Annotated in this window: 23 protein-coding genes and 1 tRNA gene; 11 read left to right on the forward strand and 13 right to left on the reverse strand. The window is 49.6% G+C overall.

What is annotated here, in order from left to right; translation table 11 throughout:
* The 3 genes from C5687_RS03670 to C5687_RS03680 all read right to left on the reverse strand — a co-directional run.
* Positions 1 to 452 (reverse strand): Hcp family type VI secretion system effector (locus C5687_RS03670; protein WP_104556425.1); only part of this gene is annotated, 452 nt, incomplete at its 3' end.
* A gap of 18 nt (positions 453 to 470) precedes the next feature.
* Positions 471 to 803 carry a DUF1493 family protein gene (locus tag C5687_RS03675; protein ID WP_104556426.1) on the reverse strand — a complete coding sequence of 111 codons (333 nt, stop codon included), beginning with the start codon at positions 801 to 803 and terminating at the stop codon, positions 471 to 473.
* Positions 797 to 1,255, reverse strand: coding sequence for an STM2901 family protein (locus C5687_RS03680; protein ID WP_104556427.1), 459 nt, complete (start codon positions 1,253 to 1,255; stop codon positions 797 to 799). Before C5687_RS03680 ends, C5687_RS03675 begins: the two co-directional genes overlap by 7 nt.
* Before the next feature lie 521 nt (positions 1,256 to 1,776).
* Here C5687_RS03680 and guaD point away from each other — a divergent pair.
* Positions 1,777 to 3,156, forward strand: a complete 1,380-nt coding sequence (gene guaD / locus C5687_RS03685) for a guanine deaminase (protein ID WP_104556428.1) — start codon at positions 1,777 to 1,779, stop codon at positions 3,154 to 3,156.
* A 341-nt stretch (positions 3,157 to 3,497) separates the two neighbouring features.
* On the forward strand, positions 3,498 to 4,262 hold the full coding sequence (locus C5687_RS03690; protein ID WP_104556429.1) for a LecA/PA-IL family lectin: 765 nt from the start codon (positions 3,498 to 3,500) through the stop codon (positions 4,260 to 4,262).
* A gap of 99 nt (positions 4,263 to 4,361) precedes the next feature.
* Here the strand turns inward: C5687_RS03690 and C5687_RS03695 are convergent, their stop codons facing one another.
* The 3 genes from C5687_RS03695 to C5687_RS03705 all read right to left on the reverse strand — a co-directional run bounded on the left by C5687_RS03695 (position 4,362) and on the right by C5687_RS03705 (position 5,759).
* Positions 4,362 to 4,625, reverse strand: a complete 264-nt coding sequence (locus tag C5687_RS03695; RefSeq protein WP_104556430.1) for a hypothetical protein — start codon at positions 4,623 to 4,625, stop codon at positions 4,362 to 4,364.
* Positions 4,600 to 5,130: a DUF2778 domain-containing protein gene (locus C5687_RS03700; RefSeq protein WP_095441784.1), complete on the reverse strand. Its 531-nt coding sequence runs from the start codon at positions 5,128 to 5,130 to the stop codon at positions 4,600 to 4,602. Before C5687_RS03700 ends, C5687_RS03695 begins: the two co-directional genes overlap by 26 nt.
* Positions 5,131 to 5,291: 161 nt before the next feature.
* Positions 5,292 to 5,759 carry a SymE family type I addiction module toxin gene (locus tag C5687_RS03705; RefSeq protein WP_104556431.1) on the reverse strand — a complete coding sequence of 156 codons (468 nt, stop codon included), beginning with the start codon at positions 5,757 to 5,759 and terminating at the stop codon, positions 5,292 to 5,294.
* A 301-nt stretch (positions 5,760 to 6,060) separates the two neighbouring features.
* Between C5687_RS03705 and C5687_RS03710 the strand changes: the two genes are divergently transcribed.
* Positions 6,061 to 6,930, forward strand: coding sequence for a phosphorothioated DNA-binding restriction endonuclease (locus tag C5687_RS03710; protein ID WP_104556432.1), 870 nt, complete (start codon positions 6,061 to 6,063; stop codon positions 6,928 to 6,930).
* A gap of 758 nt (positions 6,931 to 7,688) precedes the next feature.
* Here C5687_RS03710 and C5687_RS03720 read toward each other — a convergent pair.
* Positions 7,689 to 8,153: a helix-turn-helix domain-containing protein gene (locus C5687_RS03720; protein WP_104556485.1), complete on the reverse strand. Its 465-nt coding sequence runs from the start codon at positions 8,151 to 8,153 to the stop codon at positions 7,689 to 7,691.
* Positions 8,154 to 8,392: 239 nt separating this feature from the next.
* Here C5687_RS03720 and C5687_RS03725 point away from each other — a divergent pair, with 239 nt between their 5' ends.
* From C5687_RS03725 to C5687_RS03735, 3 genes are all read left to right on the forward strand, one after another.
* The gene (locus C5687_RS03725) at positions 8,393 to 8,875 is read left to right on the forward strand and encodes a hypothetical protein (RefSeq protein WP_104556433.1); all 483 of its coding nucleotides are present in this window, start codon (positions 8,393 to 8,395) and stop codon (positions 8,873 to 8,875) included.
* Positions 8,876 to 8,990: 115 nt separating this feature from the next.
* Positions 8,991 to 9,668, forward strand: coding sequence for a hypothetical protein (locus C5687_RS03730; protein ID WP_104556434.1), 678 nt, complete (start codon positions 8,991 to 8,993; stop codon positions 9,666 to 9,668).
* On the forward strand, positions 9,665 to 10,042 hold the full coding sequence (locus C5687_RS03735; protein ID WP_032671964.1) for a hypothetical protein: 378 nt from the start codon (positions 9,665 to 9,667) through the stop codon (positions 10,040 to 10,042). Before C5687_RS03730 ends, C5687_RS03735 begins: the two co-directional genes overlap by 4 nt.
* A 47-nt stretch (positions 10,043 to 10,089) precedes the next feature.
* Here the strand turns inward: C5687_RS03735 and C5687_RS03740 are convergent, their stop codons facing one another.
* Positions 10,090 to 10,731, reverse strand: coding sequence for a recombinase family protein (locus C5687_RS03740; RefSeq protein WP_104556435.1), 642 nt, complete (start codon positions 10,729 to 10,731; stop codon positions 10,090 to 10,092).
* Positions 10,732 to 10,979: 248 nt separating this feature from the next.
* Here C5687_RS03740 and C5687_RS24985 point away from each other — a divergent pair, with 248 nt between their 5' ends.
* The 3 genes from C5687_RS24985 to C5687_RS03760 all read left to right on the forward strand — a co-directional run bounded on the left by C5687_RS24985 (position 10,980) and on the right by C5687_RS03760 (position 13,608).
* The gene (locus C5687_RS24985; RefSeq protein ID WP_238380445.1) at positions 10,980 to 11,468 is read left to right on the forward strand and encodes a hypothetical protein; all 489 of its coding nucleotides are present in this window, start codon (positions 10,980 to 10,982) and stop codon (positions 11,466 to 11,468) included.
* Positions 11,469 to 11,822: 354 nt separating this feature from the next.
* Entirely contained in the window at positions 11,823 to 12,749 is a 927-nt protein-coding gene (locus C5687_RS03755; RefSeq protein ID WP_104556437.1) for a hypothetical protein, read from the forward strand.
* Between the two features lie 526 nt (positions 12,750 to 13,275).
* Positions 13,276 to 13,608 carry an NIPSNAP family protein gene (locus C5687_RS03760; RefSeq protein ID WP_104556438.1) on the forward strand — a complete coding sequence of 111 codons (333 nt, stop codon included), beginning with the start codon at positions 13,276 to 13,278 and terminating at the stop codon, positions 13,606 to 13,608.
* A 132-nt stretch (positions 13,609 to 13,740) separates the two neighbouring features.
* Here the strand turns inward: C5687_RS03760 and C5687_RS03765 are convergent, their stop codons facing one another.
* The 5 genes from C5687_RS03765 to rraB form a co-directional block, all read right to left on the reverse strand.
* Positions 13,741 to 15,651, reverse strand: a complete 1,911-nt coding sequence (locus tag C5687_RS03765; protein WP_104556439.1) for a site-specific integrase — start codon at positions 15,649 to 15,651, stop codon at positions 13,741 to 13,743.
* A gap of 89 nt (positions 15,652 to 15,740) precedes the next feature.
* A tRNA-Leu gene (locus tag C5687_RS03770) sits at positions 15,741 to 15,825 on the reverse strand.
* Positions 15,826 to 15,930: 105 nt separating this feature from the next.
* Complete coding sequence (locus tag C5687_RS03775) at positions 15,931 to 16,662, reverse strand: topoisomerase II (protein WP_095449576.1); 732 nt, start codon at positions 16,660 to 16,662, stop codon at positions 15,931 to 15,933.
* Between the two features lie 30 nt (positions 16,663 to 16,692).
* Positions 16,693 to 17,451 carry a tRNA isopentenyl-2-thiomethyl-A-37 hydroxylase MiaE gene (miaE, locus tag C5687_RS03780; protein ID WP_003862942.1) on the reverse strand — a complete coding sequence of 253 codons (759 nt, stop codon included), beginning with the start codon at positions 17,449 to 17,451 and terminating at the stop codon, positions 16,693 to 16,695.
* Between the two features lie 46 nt (positions 17,452 to 17,497).
* Positions 17,498 to 17,923 (reverse strand): ribonuclease E inhibitor RraB, encoded by a 426-nt coding sequence (gene rraB, locus C5687_RS03785; protein ID WP_025759886.1) that lies wholly within the window; start codon positions 17,921 to 17,923, stop codon positions 17,498 to 17,500.
* A gap of 99 nt (positions 17,924 to 18,022) precedes the next feature.
* Here rraB and argL point away from each other — a divergent pair, with 99 nt between their 5' ends.
* Together argL and argF are read left to right on the forward strand one after the other, a co-directional pair.
* The gene (gene argL / locus C5687_RS24990) at positions 18,023 to 18,118 is read left to right on the forward strand and encodes a putative translational regulatory protein ArgL (protein WP_213014347.1); all 96 of its coding nucleotides are present in this window, start codon (positions 18,023 to 18,025) and stop codon (positions 18,116 to 18,118) included.
* Complete coding sequence (gene argF / locus C5687_RS03790) at positions 18,088 to 19,092, forward strand: ornithine carbamoyltransferase (RefSeq protein WP_104556440.1); 1,005 nt, start codon at positions 18,088 to 18,090, stop codon at positions 19,090 to 19,092. The genes argL and argF overlap by 31 nt, the downstream gene beginning before the upstream one ends.
* Positions 19,093 to 19,186: the final 94 nt, after the last annotated feature.

Below are 19,186 nucleotides of genomic sequence, written 5' to 3' on the forward strand. Positions count from 1 at the left end.
CCTAACAAGTTACCGTCCTTATACAAATGGGTAATCTTCTCATAATTAAACGCCACTTCCTCCATATGCCCCGTCCCCGGACAGCCTCGGGTGTCGTACATGACTGGACTCAAAGAAATGACCTTAACGTTCTCGAGCGTGATTCGGTAATACTCCTCCTCTTGCCCGGAATAGTTAATATGGTAAAACCTGAATTCTGCCGTTTTAAGGGTCTGACCTGTTGCTGCCGCTTTGAACAGATAGGGCGAAGAGCTGTCCAGTTCCTTGGTAAACTGAAACGGCGAGTGTTGGCGAGTGCCGGTGACCTTTCCCGTTGCCGAATCGGTTGGCAGGCTGAGGTTATGCTGTAATCCTCTTAGCTCAATGCTTCCTTCCCTTTGTGCAACGTCACAAGAACCACAAATCATTGTGCCGCCGTCATTGGTTAAAAAGAGATGTACAGGTACGGCCATTCTATTGCTCCTTGCGTTTTAGTCGTATAACCATTTGCCCGCTTTTGCGGATTCGATAAGCATTCCAATGGTGAAATCGGGAACCATCACCACTGGGTATTTTTTGAATGGATTCCATGAAAAAGGCTCATCAGGGTAGTAGGTGTTTATGCTAAAATTCCCTCTATCAACATCAAATTCTTTAAAAAATTCTTCCATTAAATCTTCTGCTTCAGTGACATCAAGCTGCATGTCAGTATCCAAATCAGTTTTTGCATTCAGTAATTTCTGCTTCGCTTCGTTATTCATCAGATAAACGCCGTTATAGCGTCTGGCTAAGGCGTAGATGCGCTGCTCAATATCCTCTACCATAGTTTGTCACTGCCCCGCGCGATTCGATTATAATCACGTATTGCAGCATAGGTGATTAATGATACGTCAGCGACTAATATCACCATGCCAACTAATGGAATCGTTCTTCCGATAAAGGTACTGATTTGTGAAACCATCCTACAGCGTACAGTCCATGGCGTGTACCCGCCAATCCATGTCGGGAGTTTGATGCCATACGGGAACTTTGCTTGTTTAAAATAACGCCTCATGGCTTTCGAGGCTCGAGACGTACCTTCTTTAGCTCCCGCGGGTTTCTTTCTGGTCTTCTGATTATTAGCACCGCTGTATAGCGCAGTAATTCCAGCGACATCGTCAATGCCAAAATGATCGGCAATTGATTCGCAGTAAATCATAAAGAAAAGGCCGCCAGCTGTGAGGTTTGTTCTACCAGCATAAAAATACGTTCCATTTAGTTCTTCGGTTGTGTCCATTCTTCCTCCGATGATTGCTCCAGGAAGAGATAATAAAAGCTGATAAAAATATATTTTGAGAGGCATATCTTATTTTAAAAAAATATAAAACATTCATCTGAACACAACTATTCGTAGCTATTATTCATATTTATTATATTATACACAAAAAAAGGACTGTGGTGCCGGGTGCCTCCCGGTGAGCAAAGCCCGCATAATGACGTTAACCCATAAATTATGCCCCACCGCACAGGGGGATTCACCACAATAAAAAGTATATGAAAAGGGGAACGATAAAAAAGCGGTTCAATGAGTCGATAACGCATCGGTTATTGAACTACTTTGCCAAATAAGCGCCAGCAACTCCCGTTTATCATTTCAGCCTACCTTTATTATCCCCGCAAATACCGCAATCAATGCCATTTTATTTACCCATCAATGAGTTGATGTATTTTGGTTTTATGCCAGGCTTTTTGAGCGAATAATAATCCCTGACTCTGGGGCTATTTCCCTTTCAGCGTGATGATGAAAAAGGACAAGATATGAACACCCTACACGCATTTCCCTGGCAGCAGGTTGTCAGTGCTCAAGGCTACACCGCGGAATCAAAGGACCGTGTGTCCCACTTTAGCGACACGCTGTTCTGTATCGATGGCAGCGGCACCATTGTCGATATTATACAGGGTGACAATAGCGCGTTCAGGCCCGTGCGGGATGCGGCCCGTAAGGCAGGTAAGCTTACCGAGCTCTCTTCAGACCAGTATCTGCTGCCGGGGCTGATCGATCTGCATGTCCACGCTCCGCAGTGGCCGCAGATGGGCAAGGCTCTGGATAAGCCGCTGGAAGAGTGGCTGAATGACTATACGTTCCCGCTGGAGGCTAAGTTCGCCGACATCGCCTTTGCCCGCCGCCACTACACGGAACTGGTCAATGCGCTGCTGGCGAACGGCACCACCACCGCCGTCTACTTCGCTACCCTGCACACGGAAAGCAGCGTGGAGCTGGCCCGCATCTGTCTGGAGCAGGGTCAACGGGCACTGATTGGCCGGGTGGCGATGGACGATCCCTCCCAGTGCCCTGACTACTACCGGGACGAAAGCGCGGCGACGGCCCTTGCCGAAACCCGCGAGTTTATTCGTGCCGTTGCATCGCTTCCCGGCAACACGGCAAAACGCGTGCTCCCGGTCATCACTCCACGGTTTATTCCGTCCTGTACGGATGCTCTGCTGGAAGGTCTTGGAGAGATTGCCACGGAGACGGGCTGCCACGTGCAGACCCACTGTTCGGAAAGCGACTGGGAACACGCTTACGTTAAACAGCGTTTAGGTAAAACGGATACCACGGCGCTGCGGGACTTCGGCCTGCTGACCAGAAAGACCGTACTCGCGCATTCAAACCATATCGAAGATGATGATGCTGACCTGATTAAGGAAACCGGGGCGGGCGTCGCGCACTGCCCTCTGTCCAACTTCTACTTTGCCAATGCGGTCTTCCCCCTGCGCGTTATGCTGGACCGCGGGCTTAACGTCGGCTTAGGCACCGATATTGCGGGCGGCCACAGCCCTTCGGTATTTGATGCCTGCCGCCATGCCATGACCGCCAGTAAAGCCCTGAATGACGGCGTCGATGCCCGTATCGCCGCGGAACAGCGCGGCAGACCTGGCTCGGCAGTCAGCTTCCGGGAAGCGTTCTGGCTGGCGACCGGGGGTGCGGGAGAGGTGCTTGACCTGCGCGTGGGCAAACTGGCGGTCGGCTACCAGTTCGATGCCATTGTGATCGATACCCGAGCCGCCGGCAGCGACATTTATATTGATACGGCCGAGGACACACCGGAAGACCGGTTGCAGAAAATTATCTATAACGCCAGACGCAATAATATCAGCCGCGTCTGGGTAGACGGCAGAGCCGTCAATATCCAATAGTCCGTCCACATAATAACCCCGCCCCTGAGAAAACACCTGTATTTTCTCAGGGGAATTACATCAGCTTTAATAATTACTCATTTATGAAAGAACCGTTTTTTGCCAACGCGAATTAACTCAGATTTATCTTAAAAGGATAATACACAAACCCAGGCCTGAACGGTTTTTAGCAAAATAACGTCCATCAATCCGTGATTTTTATATTTGCCGCCCCCGATAACCAACTCTACTCTGTCTACGTCACACGGTTGCATGCCGTTGATATCAGATGCCTATGATGACGCAGGAAATTATTAAGCATGCTGAAATACAATACACTGACATCCGAAGGGAGATAGAACATGTCTACAAAAAGCGCATGGTCTGGCGCAATTGATTCAACAAAAGAACAAGGTATCAATACCGGTCTGAAGGTCAACCAAGGCGATAAGATCACCATTATCGCTACGGGCCTGATCAAATATGGCAAGGAAGATCACGCATGGGCTTACCCGGGCGGTAATATTGGTAAGAACGGGCAAAAAAAGGATATTGCCATCCTCAAGGCGCGTTTTAGCGATTCCGGCAAAAGCTACGATATCGGTACCGGTGTATATCAACTGGCCGCACAGGAAAGCGGTGAACTGAGATTATTCATTAGCGACTCGTCCCACAGCGATAATACCGGTTCATTCCATGCGGATGTTTATCTGGGGAGTGATGAAGAACACGCGACACAAGACCCCGTTCAGTGGAAGGGCCACATTCCTGCAACCAACAGTGAATGGGTGAAGACCGGGATCACCGTTCGCCTGGGCGACAGCATTCTGCTGGTTGCTGCGGGGCAGGCCCAGTATGACAGCCGCGGGCGCACCTTCGGACCGGATGGCGACAGCCAGCATCCTTCCGCTAAGGCGCCTGACCCGTCGTTTGTTCTGCCGGGCGCCATTGCAGGCGCGCTGTTGATTAAAATTGGCGATAAAATCTATTCGGTCGGTTCCGGCGGCAAGCCGTTGAAAGCCCAGACGGAGGGTGAAATCGCCTTTATTTTTAACGATACCAACAAGGCATCGGAATACGCCAATAACACGGGCGGTTATGACGTGAATCTGATCGTGACGCGCTAAAGTGATGCAGGGTGAAAATGAATGCAGATTCACTTTCACCCTGCCGGGAAGATGCTCATGAATCGATGAAAGAATGATAGAAAAATTCAGTGAACTATCTCATGCCCGTTTCAGGCTGCATATCTTTCGGATGACGAACATCAGTAGTGCGGTAACGACGACCATCATCCCACCCAACACCCACAGGAATGAGGGGTCAGCTTCACCATCAGCAAACCCCAGACCGGTGCGATTTAAAAAATCATTGCTGGCTTGAGATAAGTAATCGAGCCAGCCTCCCAGGGGGAACAGGACGATAAAGAAGGAGGCAACAAGGCATGCCAGGCCAATCAGGATATTATTTTTTAACTTTGCATGAAGCATAATCAGCCCTTCCTGTCACATCAATACGTCCGTATGCCATCAACCCTTTACCACCAGGAACACGAATCTTCTTACGTGCAAGCAAAGATTGTCTGACCAGTTGGAAATCAGGGATATTATAGAACGTTATGCATCCCCACGATTCTCCCTCACCATTCGGCCTCAACGGATGAAGTCGAAATGAACCTCTGTCGACCCCATTCACAAATACGTTATCAGCCATGGTCGAAGCATTAAACAAGCCGAACCATTCAGAATGATTGGTACCGTTCTTGAAGTCTTTTACAAAACGCTCGACCCGATTAGCAATACTGCCTTCCGGCGCATCAACGATCCAGTACGTACCCACAGGTAATGCTGCATTCCTGATAAAGGCGCACTCAGCAATATTGGTTACGGGTTCTATCCCTGAAAAAACGGGAAACGTCCCAACGCCATAAACGTGTAGTTTCAGCCTTCTTCCATCGATGGAGACATCGTTGTAATCCATCCTACAAATCTGCATAGCAATCCTCCCTGTCGCTTTGCGGAGAATGTTACATCCGATTTATTGGGTGCACCAGCAGAGTTAGATAATTCATAAAAAAACAAAAAAATACGGACATGTGTATTCACGTCCGTATTAACTCATCCTTTTACAGGATTAATGAAAGGAGATTTTAGATATTATTCCGCCCGACCAGTTCCGCGCTTCACCACAGGTATATCTCCCGTATCATTCAGCGCCCCCGGAAACGTTTTTAACCACTGGGCGACTTTCTGCTTATTTATATTCACCACGCTCATACCTTCCAGGCATCCCCATAATTCTCTTGTATGCTGTGGGGTAATCACAATGCAGTCTTTCATGGCGCGGATTTTCACCGGCATACCGTTGATAAAGCCTGCACGGTTTAACCAGTCTCCGCCCAGCAGAAGATATTTCATGTCTATGCGCGCGTACAGTTCGCAGCAGGCGGCGCTGTCTTGCGGCGTTTCCGCGCGAGGATGAATGGGTGCCGCGTTGGGCTGGTTGCCGTGAAGACGGCGGGCGCTGTTTTTGCGTACCAGCTCGCGGTTTTCAATCATGCCGGTGAAAGCGTCTGATTCTGTTTTGCAAACAGTAAACTCTGGCTTAAAATTCGTCGCAGCCATTTTCAACTCCTGATTAGTTGGTTGTGGTTAGCGGTATGGAGGTGTTGCAGCACCTTCATATCGCGAATTCTTCGTTAAATATTCTTCGATATATCCTTTGCCGTTCGGCGTAATTTCTGGTGCTCATTATACAGGGCTGAATATAAATACAGCGTGTTTGGTGTGGGGTAAATTTGGATTTTGCGAGGGGGATTCAGGAAATAGAGCCGGGTGCGGTAAGGTCATGTTTTTGTTGATTGTGGGTTGATTGGTCTGGGTTTTGCGAGCATCATCGCAATTATTTACCTTCTTCCGTAACGCGATGGCTTCCAGCAGAACTCTCGAACAGGCAATTGCCGATATCACCATCTGGCGCAAAGGCGAACAGCGCGCGCCGCATAAACCTTTATTGCTTCTGTACGTGCTGGCGAACTATCAGCAGGGGCATGCGCGACTGTTTGATTATGGAACCGAGGTCCACGAGCAGTTGCTTAGCCTGTTAGAACGCTTTGGCCCACAGCGGAAGGCGCATTACCCGAATATGCCTTTCTGGCGGCTTAAGGGGGATGGGTTCTGGGATCTTCAGAATACTGAGCTCTGTTCGACCACGGGTAGCAAACAGCCACCAGTAAAAGAACTTGTGGAACATAACGTAGCAGGCGGGTTTGATGAAGAACACTTTGCGTTGCTGAGTAAGAACAAAAACCTGATCGGCTCGCTGGCGCAGCAGATCCTTGAAGCGCATTTTCCTGAAAGCATTCAGGAAGAGATCGCGGATGAGATGGGTTTTGATATTCAACAGATCCGTAAGGTTCGCGATCCGCTGTTCCGCCAGCAGGTGCTGCGAGCTTATAACTATGAGTGTGCAATCTGCGGGTTTAATATGCGACATGATAACGCCTCTGTTGGACTTGAAGCCGCGCATATCAAGTGGAAGCAGTTTGGCGGACCGTGTGAGATTACCAATGGCCTGGCGCTGTGTGCGATTCATCATAAGGCGTTTGATAAAGGATCGATTGGGCTGGATGAGAGTATGCGGGTGCTGGTGTCTGAGGCAGTGAATGGGGGCGGGATTGTTGGGCGGCTGTTCTGGGATTTTGCTGGGAAGGAGATTGCATTGCCGATGGTGAAAGGGAATTATCCTGAGGAAGGGTTTGTGGAGTGGCATCGGAGGGAGGTGTTTAGAGGATGAGTGCGAAGGCCGGACTCGAACCTAACTCTCCGTAACCTGCTGTAATCGCGTGCCAGAGCATCAAATAGAATGCAATTGTAGGACGCTTTCGTAATAGATCGCGAGCTGGATTGTATGATGGAAGAAGAAAGTGCCGATCAGAGTTTCACTTTCTCCTGCCATGACCTAAAGCTATATCTTGGTTCGCTGTATCACTCGAACCATCTTGCCATCCTTATCAAACAAAACCGCGATATGCGCCCCTGAGCCGCCAATCAAAGATCCCCGAGAATATATCCATTGCAATAGAGTTCCCCCACCAGGAGCCGCCGAAACCGATGTTGGTTTGCCAAGTGAGGTTGATGCATCCTGGAGCGTTGTTACCCCCGGTTGCATCGAATCCACGACATTAGGATCAAACTTAGTGCCTGCGGTCATACAGGCTGTAAGCGTCAGAGAAAGGACAAACAGGACTGCAAATCTCTTGATCATCATTTTGGTTTTCCTATTAATGCCATAAATCAACGAACTCATTAGGATTCAAATCAGCCCAAATAAAACACCTTACATAGACTATGTCCCACCTGATTAGACGTTTCCCCTGCAATCGTAAGTGCAACGAGCTATAAAAATACCACCATAACGCCTACGTAACGCACCCGCATTTTGCTGTTTTACTCACTCTTATAGAAACAAAATGCTGATGGAATGGGAGGCTATCTACATCGCACGAATACTGTTCATCCACACAGTTATGAAATTCTTAACCTTACATTTACCTACTTCCGCAGTTTGTCCCATCGCACCGCTGACACAATACCCCAATTGCCGCTAGGGTTGGGCCTGCGCCACTTTGCCGTCTCCATGCTACGGAGATACTCAAGCGCTTCGGAAAACGTGCCAAAACGCTTCTGGGAGGTCTTATCGCCCACTCCAAAGGAGCCATCGCGACTACTCGCCAGTTCGGGATTAAAGCACGTCCCATCCGCCGCATAGGGAACCAGTAGTTCTGGGTCGTTTTCTTCGGATGAGTCGAATACTAACAACTGCCACGGTTCAACACTGAGAGCGCTAGCAAGCACCTCAATGGCATCGAGAGACGCGTTGGAGCCACCACGTTCAATACGACTCATATAACTACGAGCAAACCCACACCGATCAGCAAAAGCTTCTTGGCTCATTCCTGTGGCAATGCGCAGTTCTTTTACCCGCTCGCCAAACTGTATTCTCAAGGTCTTTTTCATGCACTGAATGTGCAGTTTTGACCACTGTAAGGCCACGCTCCATATGAGACATTTTGAATCTATTCTCGCGTCAGTAGCTTAGTCACTCGCATTAGTCGCCTGTCTCGTGACCTCCTCAAAAGATTCAAAATAAACTCCAATAGTGACATTTAAAATCTACAAAGTATGATGATAGTCTTCGGTTTGGCATCACCAGCGTTCGCTATCAGGCGCGCTCTGGTTTGGAAAATGAGGGAATCATGGCAGGAGCAGACTTTTTATTACCGATGTCAGCGGGAGCCGCGCTTAGCTGGGCCAGTTATGTTGTATCAAAGCAGCACATCAGCACGCTACGCGCAATTGTATGGGGGGCTCTGGGCACTCTCTCATTGGTGCTGGGCGTATGCGCCTTTTCTGCTGTAGGTGCTGAGCATCAGGCAGCACGAAAAGATATCGTATGTGCAGATGACAACCCGGAATGCTATGCGAAAACGCACCATAACCCGGTCAGGGAGTGCAAGCAGGTAATGGATGAGAAAGCGAAGTTTCACCATGTGTGGCTGGATAGCGAAGCGCAACCGATTTTCAGCACCTACCTCTGGCACAACGAAAACAAACGAACTATACAAATGTTCGGACAACAGGCTAAAGCGATTAATAGCTTGGGGATGCATACCCCTCTGCAATATTTTTGTGTTTTTAACGCCAACACCGGGAAGGTCATCGCGGCTTCATTTGAATAATGTAAGGCAACAGTAGTTGTTGTTAAAGCTATCGCACCTGCCCAATGCCAGTAGAGATGAACTGATTCGATAATGTATACTGTTCAAGTAAGAACACATTCAAAATGGAGTGATCATGAAAAACGAACCACAAATCATCTCAACACAACTTGCTATTTTTCTCGATTCTTTTATTAAGAGACCGGATCTATTCTTTAATAAATTAAATTCTGACTTAGGGGGCCTAATAGATGCCATGCCACAGGTTCTGCCTCTTCCACCAGAAGCACCAGCAGAAATCCCTCGGGTTATGGCTGCATCTTCATATAATAAAAACACTATAAATATTTCTCTCAATCGTGTGGACTTCATTAGGCAATACAATCCTGCTGAGGACATAGAGCAATCAATCAAAGAGTTCAAGGCATTATGTAAAAATTTTATATTGTCTATCATAAGTGAGTATAAAATATCCAGATTTGGTAATGTTGGTTCATTTTATGTTAAATCCAACAATCCAGAGAAAGAAATAAGCGATCTATTTATTAATAAAGACGCAGGTTCTTTTGATGAGATCTCGCTGAGATTAAATAAAACAACCATCGATAAAGGTATTACTTTCAATAATGTCATTAGTATAAACCAAGGGCATATTGAATCCCCCAATTACAACGGCAATGGTATTGTAATTCAATTAGATAACAACAGCATTGCAAGAGCTGAGGCATTAAAAGAAGAAGAATTACTATCATTATTTGAAATTAAAAGTAATGCATTTAACCCAACCTATGCAAAAGAGGTGGGCAAAAAATGAGTTTTTTTGGTTCAAATCAAGGTGCTAAAGATGAGCAAATAAAAGTAACATTCTCCTCCAGCAGTAGTGTTACTGCCGCACCATCTCCGAGCGATACCAACCCTAATACATATGTAATGTTTAGGGCTGAATTAGAAGATATGATTAAGCAACATCGGCCTAAAACCGAAAAAGAGATTAAGGCTGAAAGTGATTCATCGCTAAGAAAAATTGCATTGTATGGTTTATTTCTTTGTATTTTTATATTACTTTGCATAGTAATCTACTTCGGCGCTACAAAAGATGAACTCCCTGGTTTTGCACAAGGGTTCGCTTCATTAATTACAACGCTGGTCGGTGGGATTGGCGGTTTTATTTACGGCTCTAAAAAATGACATTTAAGTAGTCAACATTGGGTGTTGACTACTTACCAATGAATTATTTAAATGATATTATCATGAATGTTTTTGAGGTTTTTTTTTATAATCCGGCTAATAGTTGTTCTCGCTACATTTGTTGCTTTCTGGATTTCTGTGTATGACCAGCCAGCATCACGTAACTTCAGCACGCGCTCATGCAAGCCGGTATCAATCTGACGGCCTTTAAATTTTCCTTCGGCCTTCGCAAGTTTAATACCCTGTGCCTGACGGCGTTTGCGGTCTTGGTGATCCTTTCGGGCAATAGCAGCCAACATATCGAGCATCATACTGTTTAGCGCCTGCATCATGCGGGTGGTGAACTCGTCACCGGAGTTCACCATCATGTGCGACGTTGGCAGATCGAGAGCGACAACACGCACTCCTTTCCCCTTAATCATCCCAGTCAGCTTTTCCCAATCTTCCGCATTAAGGCGTGATAGGCGATCTACTTGTTCAACTAGCAGAACATCACCGCTTTGCGCTATATCGAGCAACTTCATCAACTCAGGGCGAGCCAGTGATGCACCAGACTCGTTCTCAATGAACCACGCAGAGATAGCAACGCCATTGCTGGTGGCGAACTCCTGCAAATCCTGACGCGCACGCTCAGCGTTTTGGTCTTTGGTGGAGGCACGAAGATAGGCGTAGATGCGGTTGCTGTTCATGTTTTATTTCCCGTTGCTGGTAGCATTTAAGCGGTTCATCGAAACCGGTAGCTTTTAGGCTGTATCACTGACGATGCAACCGGGGTTTATGGTGTGCTCTCAATGGTAGCAATTTAGTATATTCATAAGCTACCAAGTTAAGAAAAGATTACCCCAACACACCACATAACACAATATTTATGAATGCTTATACGTGTTTTTGAGTGTTCATGCTATAAAGTTCTCATTAGTGACAACCGGAGTTAAAGATGAAAAAGACCTTCAAGACACGCACAGCCGATCTAACTGGAGCAGGCAGGGCCACATTCCGGTTTGAAAATACCACCTGGGCGGCGATTGATATGTTGTCAGCAAAGCAGGGCATTCGCTGGCAGGATTGGGCACGTAACGTGTTAGCTTCACAGCCTGATGCACCAAACAGAACAGCACTGTTACGTGCTGCGCTGGCCGACGAATTAATGACCGAACAAATTTTTGCTCTTGGTGAAGCGGGGCCAGTGGAAGCGAATATCCATCATGAAATTATCGGCAACGGCTACTGGCGGATTAATGACGAGCAACTACAGACCGAGTTGGATGGCGCAACTATCGTCACCCGTGATAACTCATTTGCGGCGTTCACGTTATTGACTGGTTACAGAGGCAAAAGTTACGGCGGCTCACCATTCGTAATCATCCAGAATGAGCTACGCGGCCAGCTACATCTCATGATTGCTCCAGACGTTGATATTTATTAAGGGGGATGGGGGCAATGAAAGTTCAAACGATTTCAGCTAGTGAGACGGCTTTCTTTTTGAGAGTCAAACTGGGCGACGTCAGAGCATGGGATGATTTATTAGCGGATATGCGGCGCGGGAAGACTAGCTATCACGGTGAGGTCTTACTTCCTGTCGGAAGGTATTCCGCCACTCGCCACCCTCGCCCGGTTTATCTATTTAGTGAAGTATGTAAGTTCGTCGAAAAAGTCTCACGCCTTTGCCCTCCCCCCGCCAAGCCGCACATGCTGTCTATGCTTGAGGTTGACATTGACCTCACCGATAAGCGCCATTGGAGCGTTCGCCCTCTAATAGCGACGAGCTGAAAGGCTGGCAATGAACAACTATCAACAGACAGAGGATTCAGCCTTGAAGCAATTCAGGGCTACCGCCGTCATCGACTGGCTCGACGTTGAGATTCGCACCGAACGCCCAACACAACACCAACACATCCGCAGAGCGCTGAGAGAGATAACGAGCGTTAATCGCTGGTGGGTTGAGGCAATCGACATGCAGCCAGGTGATGTTACTGACACATTCAGCATTCGCTTTCATGACGAGCTGGCGAACAACTATCAGCAGCTCCGTGCTGCGCTCCATGCGTTAGCCAGACGGTTCACGTTTGCAACCGAACCGACTATTGCCGGGATAGAGATCAGTTGTGACTTCTGGCACAAACAACAGTCAGTTGAAGCAACACGCGCCCTCACATACCGTATGCAAACAAGCCTATTCGCTCCGGGCACCAATCATCGCCAATACAACGGCGACAACAGCAGTAACCAATTTCTTGATAAGCCCGGCAATCGTATAAACCCGGCGCATAACCTACGGATTGGTAACGAAGATGATGCCATTTCATGGCAGTGCTATCACAAACGCACCGACAAGAAGCAGCCGCTGCCGCTTCGCCAGCAACGTGCTCGCATAGAGGTGACATTGCAGGGTGACGCGCTACAGCAACACGGATTCGGTCTTCTCTCCGGGCTGCAACACTTCCCGTTTGAAACGCTCGCCAGTCTGTTCACGTTCCGCCGTCCGATAGCTACGGCACAGATGGCAAAGGGGGATCTGTTCCGACTCATTTCAATCAACTGGATACGCTCATACAGGGATGCAACGACGGAACGCGGCATTCACTCGTTCAGCACTGTAGGACAACGCGACAAGAAAGGCAGAACGCGGACAGAGAGTAGTCACCTGACAGCAGACAAAGAATTGAGTAACCGGGTTAGGGCAGCGTTGCGGAACCTACACCCGTGAATATCCATTCCAAAAAAGTGTGCGGATTTTGAAGCAGTGATCCGCTTGCTGGCTGGGCTGGCGCACAGTGACCTAATAACTTAAATACATACAACCGCTAACCAACTACGTTTACACAAAACAACAGGTAACAGGGAAAACCGGAAGTGAGAAGCGGAGCCGCGAACTTCACCAAGAAGCTGTCAGGGATATGACCGCTGAAAAGTAAATATCTTAGGATTTGATAGCCCCCTTCTTGGCGAAGCAGTTAAAAACTTCGGAGTTTGAAAAACAAAACCTTATACTTGGATTACTGGCAATTATTCTCAGCCAGACGCATCACTATAGCACCACGGCTTTTTTACCGTAAAATATGCCATCCTGATAAAAAAACTCGCCAGAGAGCCTTACAGCGCGTTTGAACCACATATCGCGGCTTCTGCTTACGAATAGCTGTCTGATTAGTAGTAGCTTCATGGTCCAGTCCGGTTTACTTTATATTGCTATCAACAAGGGAGCCGTCCAGAGGCGACGCGGAGATAATGCTTTGAGAACCGTCGCGATACTGCAATACACCTTGCACAAAGGCACCGGAACTGCTTTTCACACCATAATGCAGGTCATCAGCGTGCCCCTACACCAACGCCACGGGATCGATGTAGTATCGTTTGGTAACTCACTGCATGACACGGATTGCTATTACCTGATTCGCGCCTTTGACAGCGCTGAAAGCATGGCTGCGGTTCTCAATGCTTTTTACGCAAGCGCAGACTGGCGCAACGGCCCACGCGAAGACATCATTGGCAGCATAGAGACCAGCATTAAAACAGTAGTAAACCTGCCACCGGAAAGCGTGGAAGGGCTGCGGGTGCAGTCGTAGGTTAACTGACTTCACCAGACACGTTTTGAGCGCCGCCAAATTTCGCACCATAAAATCCACTACCCTCAATAAAAAATGCGCTAGGGAGCTTCCCTGCGCATTCAAACATCACTCAACTGAATAGTAACTGACTCAACCTGTTTGTTTGCCACGCTTCCTTCGAAGCGCATCTCTGACAGCATCCAACCCGTCAGCAATGTTGAATTTCGCTATAACAGGTAACGAAAAATCAATTTTCTCGACAATTTCAATCATATGAACCGGTTTGAGGTCTTTGCTATACCGCACTTCTGTTTCAGTTTCACCTCGCACATGTCCGACTAGCTGCGCACGTAGTTCCGGGCTGACACCCTTCTCTTTAAGTAAGGTTGAGACAGTGTGGCGAAACGAGTGAAAAGACTTGGTTCTATTCCTCTCAAGTTTCAATCGACGTGCCAACAGCGATTCATTGAACCATGCGGAAACCGGTCTACCATAGCCTTTAGTTTTATGCGGCTTGAGTTCGGGGAACAGGCGGACATACCCGGCATCTTTTAAGGCGTTCACGTAGTCTATAAAACCGAGATCAATAAGCGTGGAGTGAATCGGAATTTTGCGACGAGCATTAGCGTTTTTTAGTTTCTTGCCGTTTTCACTATCGCTTTCAAGGTTCAAGTAGTAAACACCGTCTTCTGCCAGAACATCCTCCAGCAGCAATTGCGCAATTTCATTAACTCGCGCCCCCGTCAGCACCCCCAGTAAAGGTGTCCAAAAGTGAAACGGGCAATATTGATGGAATCGCCCTTGCACGTTACGTTCACCGGTTCCAGCCACAAACCACGGAAGTGAAAAAATCGCCTTAATTTCATGCGGTTCAAACACGTCAGTATGATCCTGGTCTCGCTCGTCTTTATCATCGCGCGGGAAAAAGTTTTCGCATGGCGATTTCAGTAGCTTACCGTCAGCAACAGCCCACTTCATTGCACCATAAAGGCCGTTGATATACTTCCTGACTGATTCCTCAGTCATCGATTTATCGCCGCATTCCGCCGCTTTAGTGATTAACTCATCCAGCGTTTTCACTCCATATTTAGCTTTGACTAAATTACGGTTTGCCGGGATCGTGCGCAGTTTGCTCTCATAAGCCCGGAGGAAATCGCGATCAAAATCTTCCAACTGAATGTCGCCCATCGCTTCAATCATAAAACCGAAGTAGTTACGGATATCACTTATAGCCGACTCTGATACCTTGCCCTTGCACCGATGCTTTACATACTCAGAACATAACCACGACAGGCTCTTGGTGTAATACTTTCGATTAACATACTCGTTATCGATAGTGGGGACCGGAGCAGTAAGATGCACGGAAGGAGGAACGCTAACGGCTGGTGGTGTGGTCTTAGCCAGCCAATCAAGTCGGAGGCTTTCTGCATGGACCTTATTGATCAACAGCGTATCAGGTTTAATTACCGGACAACTGGAGGTGAAAAACCAACCGCCTTTAGCTTCACTTCCGGTAGTTTTGAACACCGAAGCTTCTGAATAACCGTCGCTGATAATGTTACGCAAATGCGCTGGCTGCGCTGTCAGTTGCAGATAACCTTTAGCAACCCCCTCAATACCCTGCTCTTCGCCATAGTTAAGCACGTAGCTGCCATCAAGAGGGTCTAACTCGGCCTCAGAGAGGGTCTCAACATAAAAGCCAGCCTGCCCCGTCGCCAGCCAAAATACGGGCAAGTTACGGTTTATCACCGCCTGAATTAACTGAGCAACGGGCAGTTCAATTGCTTGGGAGAAGTTTGAAAGCGAGATCATCCCCTCACCAGCAAGCAGCGGGGCGCTGTCACTTAAAGCCTGATAATCCATTAGTTCATACTCATGTAAGGTCTGATACCAGACCGCCAACAGGAGCGCGGACTTCTGCTTTGCTTCATGAAGATCGTGAGTGCCTGTTGAAGTGTGAATCTCACACTGTCCTGCATATCGACGAAAACGTTGGGGAACACTAATGCGGACAACATAAATGCCGCTAGTTCGACGATAGAGTTTATATCGCTGAGACATCGCCTCGTATAGCCTTTTGTAGTAGGGCTACGCGATTACGAGCAGAAATATGGAAAAAGTTATTTAAAAACAACTAATTAGATAAGTCTTGGTGCCGAAGGCCGGACTCGAACCGGCACGTATTTCTACGGTTGATTTTGAATCAACTGCGTCTACCGATTTCGCCACTTCGGCACTGAAGGGGATGCGGAAACGTTGTGGATTATACCTGTCGCGCGCCGCCATGCAAGCGACGACGCGCGAAACCCGCGCTAAGTGCCCAAAAAACCAGCGCTACCGTCAGTCCAGCTCAGACACCGCCAGCCGAATTACCCTCGCCGCCTTCTGCTCCGGCAGCGCCAGCACCTTCGCCCACATCTCCTGCACCATATCGCAGGAGAGCTTCTCTTTGCCCACCGCCTTCTCGGGTATCTGCAGCAGCTGGATATCCTCGCCGTACTTATCGGCAAGTTGCTTCATAATCGGTCGCACATCCTCGACGGCCGCCTCGCGTTCGGCGGGGGTCACAGTGTGGCTGTTTTTGCCATAGGCCGCGCGCATCATGTCGGCGTCGGCCTGCATGCGCCGGGCCATCATCTCTTTATCCAGCACCCGCATCGGGTTAACGCCCCCTTTCACCGCCGGGTAGAGGAAGCGGAAACAGGCGTCGTCGCTCACCTTCTGGATGGCGGCGGTCTGCTCCATGTTGGCCTTCATATAATCCACCACGTTGGCGTCCGGGGCGTGCTGCAGGCGCGACATCTGCAGGGTCAAAATCTGCGGCTGGATAACGTCGATGATGTGCTGTTCAGACTCGCCCGCTTTCTGCATGGTGAGGATCTGCTCGCGGATGCGTTTCTGGAACGCTGGTTCCTGCTCTTTTATCACCTGCCAGGCGGGCATCGTGTTGAGGGTGGTATCAAGCTGCTGTTCAGGGGTGCGCTGCATACGCTGTTTGTCGAAGTACACCCAGAACGCCACGGCGGCAGCCGCAATGACGACAATCACAATACGGGTCCACGTTTTATTCATCTCGCATCCTTATCCTTTCGCTATGCCGGTTTACACCGGCACGCCGCTGTGGAAGCGAAACTCGTTGTCCGGTGTCGAGATAAGTGTGGCTTCAATTTCGCCAAAAAGCTTTATCCGCGGTGAGATATCGTCGTCGCTCACCTGCTGAGCCAGCGTCAGGTAGTCCTGATAATGGCGCGCTTCCGAGCGCAGCAGCGAGAGATAAAACTTCTGCAGGTCGTCGTCGAGGAACGGGGCCAGCGCGGCGAAGCGTTCACAGGAGCGGGCTTCGATGTAGGCGCCGCAGATAAGCTTGTCGATAAGCGTCAGCGGCTCGTGGGTGCGCACCTCCTTCAGCATCCCTTTGGCGTAACGGCTGGCGGTGATTTTGACGTACGGAATGTCGCGGGCCAGCATCGCCTCGCGCACCTGCCAGAAGTGGTGCAGCTCCTCTTTAATCAACAGCACCATGCTGTCGATGAGCGCCTGGCCCCACGGGTCGTCGGTTTTGGGCATAACGCTTTTGCCAATCTGCCTGTGCAGGGCGATGAAGTCCGGCTCCGGGCCGTCGCGGAAGGTGAACTGTTCGTAGGGTTTGAGCCAGTCGAGCAGCGCGTCGGCACCGCTTTCGTCGGCGACGTATTTACGCACCAGCAGCAGCGCGGTCTGGGCGGCCTTGAGCTCGCATACCATGTGGTCGGTGAGCAGCAGCGGCAGGTTCGCCGGGTCGCGGGCTTTATCAATCCATGCTTGCGGGGTCGGGCACTGGAGGAAGTTGAGTACGGGGGCGAGTATCTGCGGGTAATCCATGGTTCTGCCTTGAAAAAGCGGTGGCGCGGGCCACCGCCTGAAACGCTTAGTGACGCACGCCGTCGTCGTCTTCGTCGATGTAATCTTCGTCGTCGCCTTCTTCGCCGTCTTCACCGTTCGGATCTTCGAAGTAGGTTCCCCAGCCGTCGTATTCCACGTCAAACTTCTCGGCCAGGTTCATCAGCTGTTCGACCTGCGCATCAATTAGCTCCGCCTTCAGCGCGCCTTCGCTCAGGATGTCGCAGCAGATGACGGTGTCGCCCTCTTCCACTTCCAGCTCTTCCGGCTCGGTCACTTCGTAACCCAGCTTGAAGGCCTCTACCGCCATTTTTTCCAGCGCGTCGAAATCATCCGCAGAGAAATGGTGCTCGATGGTGTACAGCGCGTCCGGATCGCTACCGTCTTCCAGCAGTTCTTCAATAATCAGACGCGTCTCTTCGCGTTGCTCTTCCAGGTGTTCCGGGTTTGCCATGGCTCAATCCTCTTTAAAGTGCGGCAGATACTTCTATTTTCACACACGGACGGGTTTGCCTCCACCTTTGTTGGAAAGATTTGTGAAACGGGGTTGCAAATGAATAATTACACATATAAAGTGAATTTTAATTCAATAAGTGGCGTTCGCCATGTGAGGATAAAATGTCTGATCTGTACAAGAAACACTTTCTGAAATTGCTCGACTTTACCCCTGCACAGTTCACTTCTCTGCTGACCCTTGCCGCACAGCTCAAAGCCGATAAAAAAAATGGCAAGGAAGTACAAAAGCTTACCGGTAAAAACATCGCGCTCATCTTCGAAAAAGACTCAACCCGCACACGATGCTCTTTCGAAGTTGCCGCATTTGACCAGGGCGCGCGCGTTACCTATTTAGGGCCGAGCGGCAGCCAGATTGGGCATAAAGAGTCAATTAAGGACACCGCGCGCGTGCTCGGGCGGATGTACGACGGCATTCAGTATCGCGGTCACGGCCAGGAAGTGGTCGAAACGCTGGCGCAGTACGCGGGCGTGCCGGTGTGGAACGGGCTGACCAACGAGTTCCACCCGACCCAGTTGCTGGCGGATCTGCTGACCATGCAGGAGCACCTGCCGGGCAAGGCGTTTAACGAGATGACGCTGGTCTACGCGGGCGACGCACGCAACAACATGGGCAACTCGATGCTGGAAGCGGCGGCGCTGACCGGGCTGGATCTGCGCCTGGTGGCCCCGAAAGCCTGCTGGCCGGAAGAGAGCCTGGTGGCGGAATGCAGCGCGCTGGCGGAGAAGCACGGCGGGAAGATCACCCTGACGGAAGACGTGGCGGCGGGCGTGAAAGGTGCGGACTTTATCTATACCGACGTGTGGGTGTCGATGGGTGAAGCCAAAGAGAAGTGGGCGGAGCGGATTGCGCTACTGCGTGGGTATCAGGTGAACGCGCAGATGATGGTGCTAACCGGCAACCCGGACGTGAAGTTCCTGCACTGTCTGCCGGCGTTCCATGACGACCAGACCACGCTCGGCAAGCAGATGGCGAAGGAGTTCGATCTGCACGGCGGGATGGAAGTAACGGACGAGGTGTTTGAGTCGGCGGCGAGCATTGTGTTCGACCAGGCGGAAAACCGGATGCATACGATTAAAGCGGTGATGGTGGCGACGCTTGGGGAGTGATCCTCTCTCCCAGTTTATTGATTCGGTGCGCTCTTCTTGCCGGGTGGCGCTGCGCTTACCCGGCCTACACGACCCGTAGGCCCGTGCAAGCGTA

The sequence above is a fragment of the Enterobacter sichuanensis genome (genome assembly GCF_002939185.1).
Taxonomy (GTDB): domain Bacteria; phylum Pseudomonadota; class Gammaproteobacteria; order Enterobacterales; family Enterobacteriaceae; genus Enterobacter; species Enterobacter sichuanensis.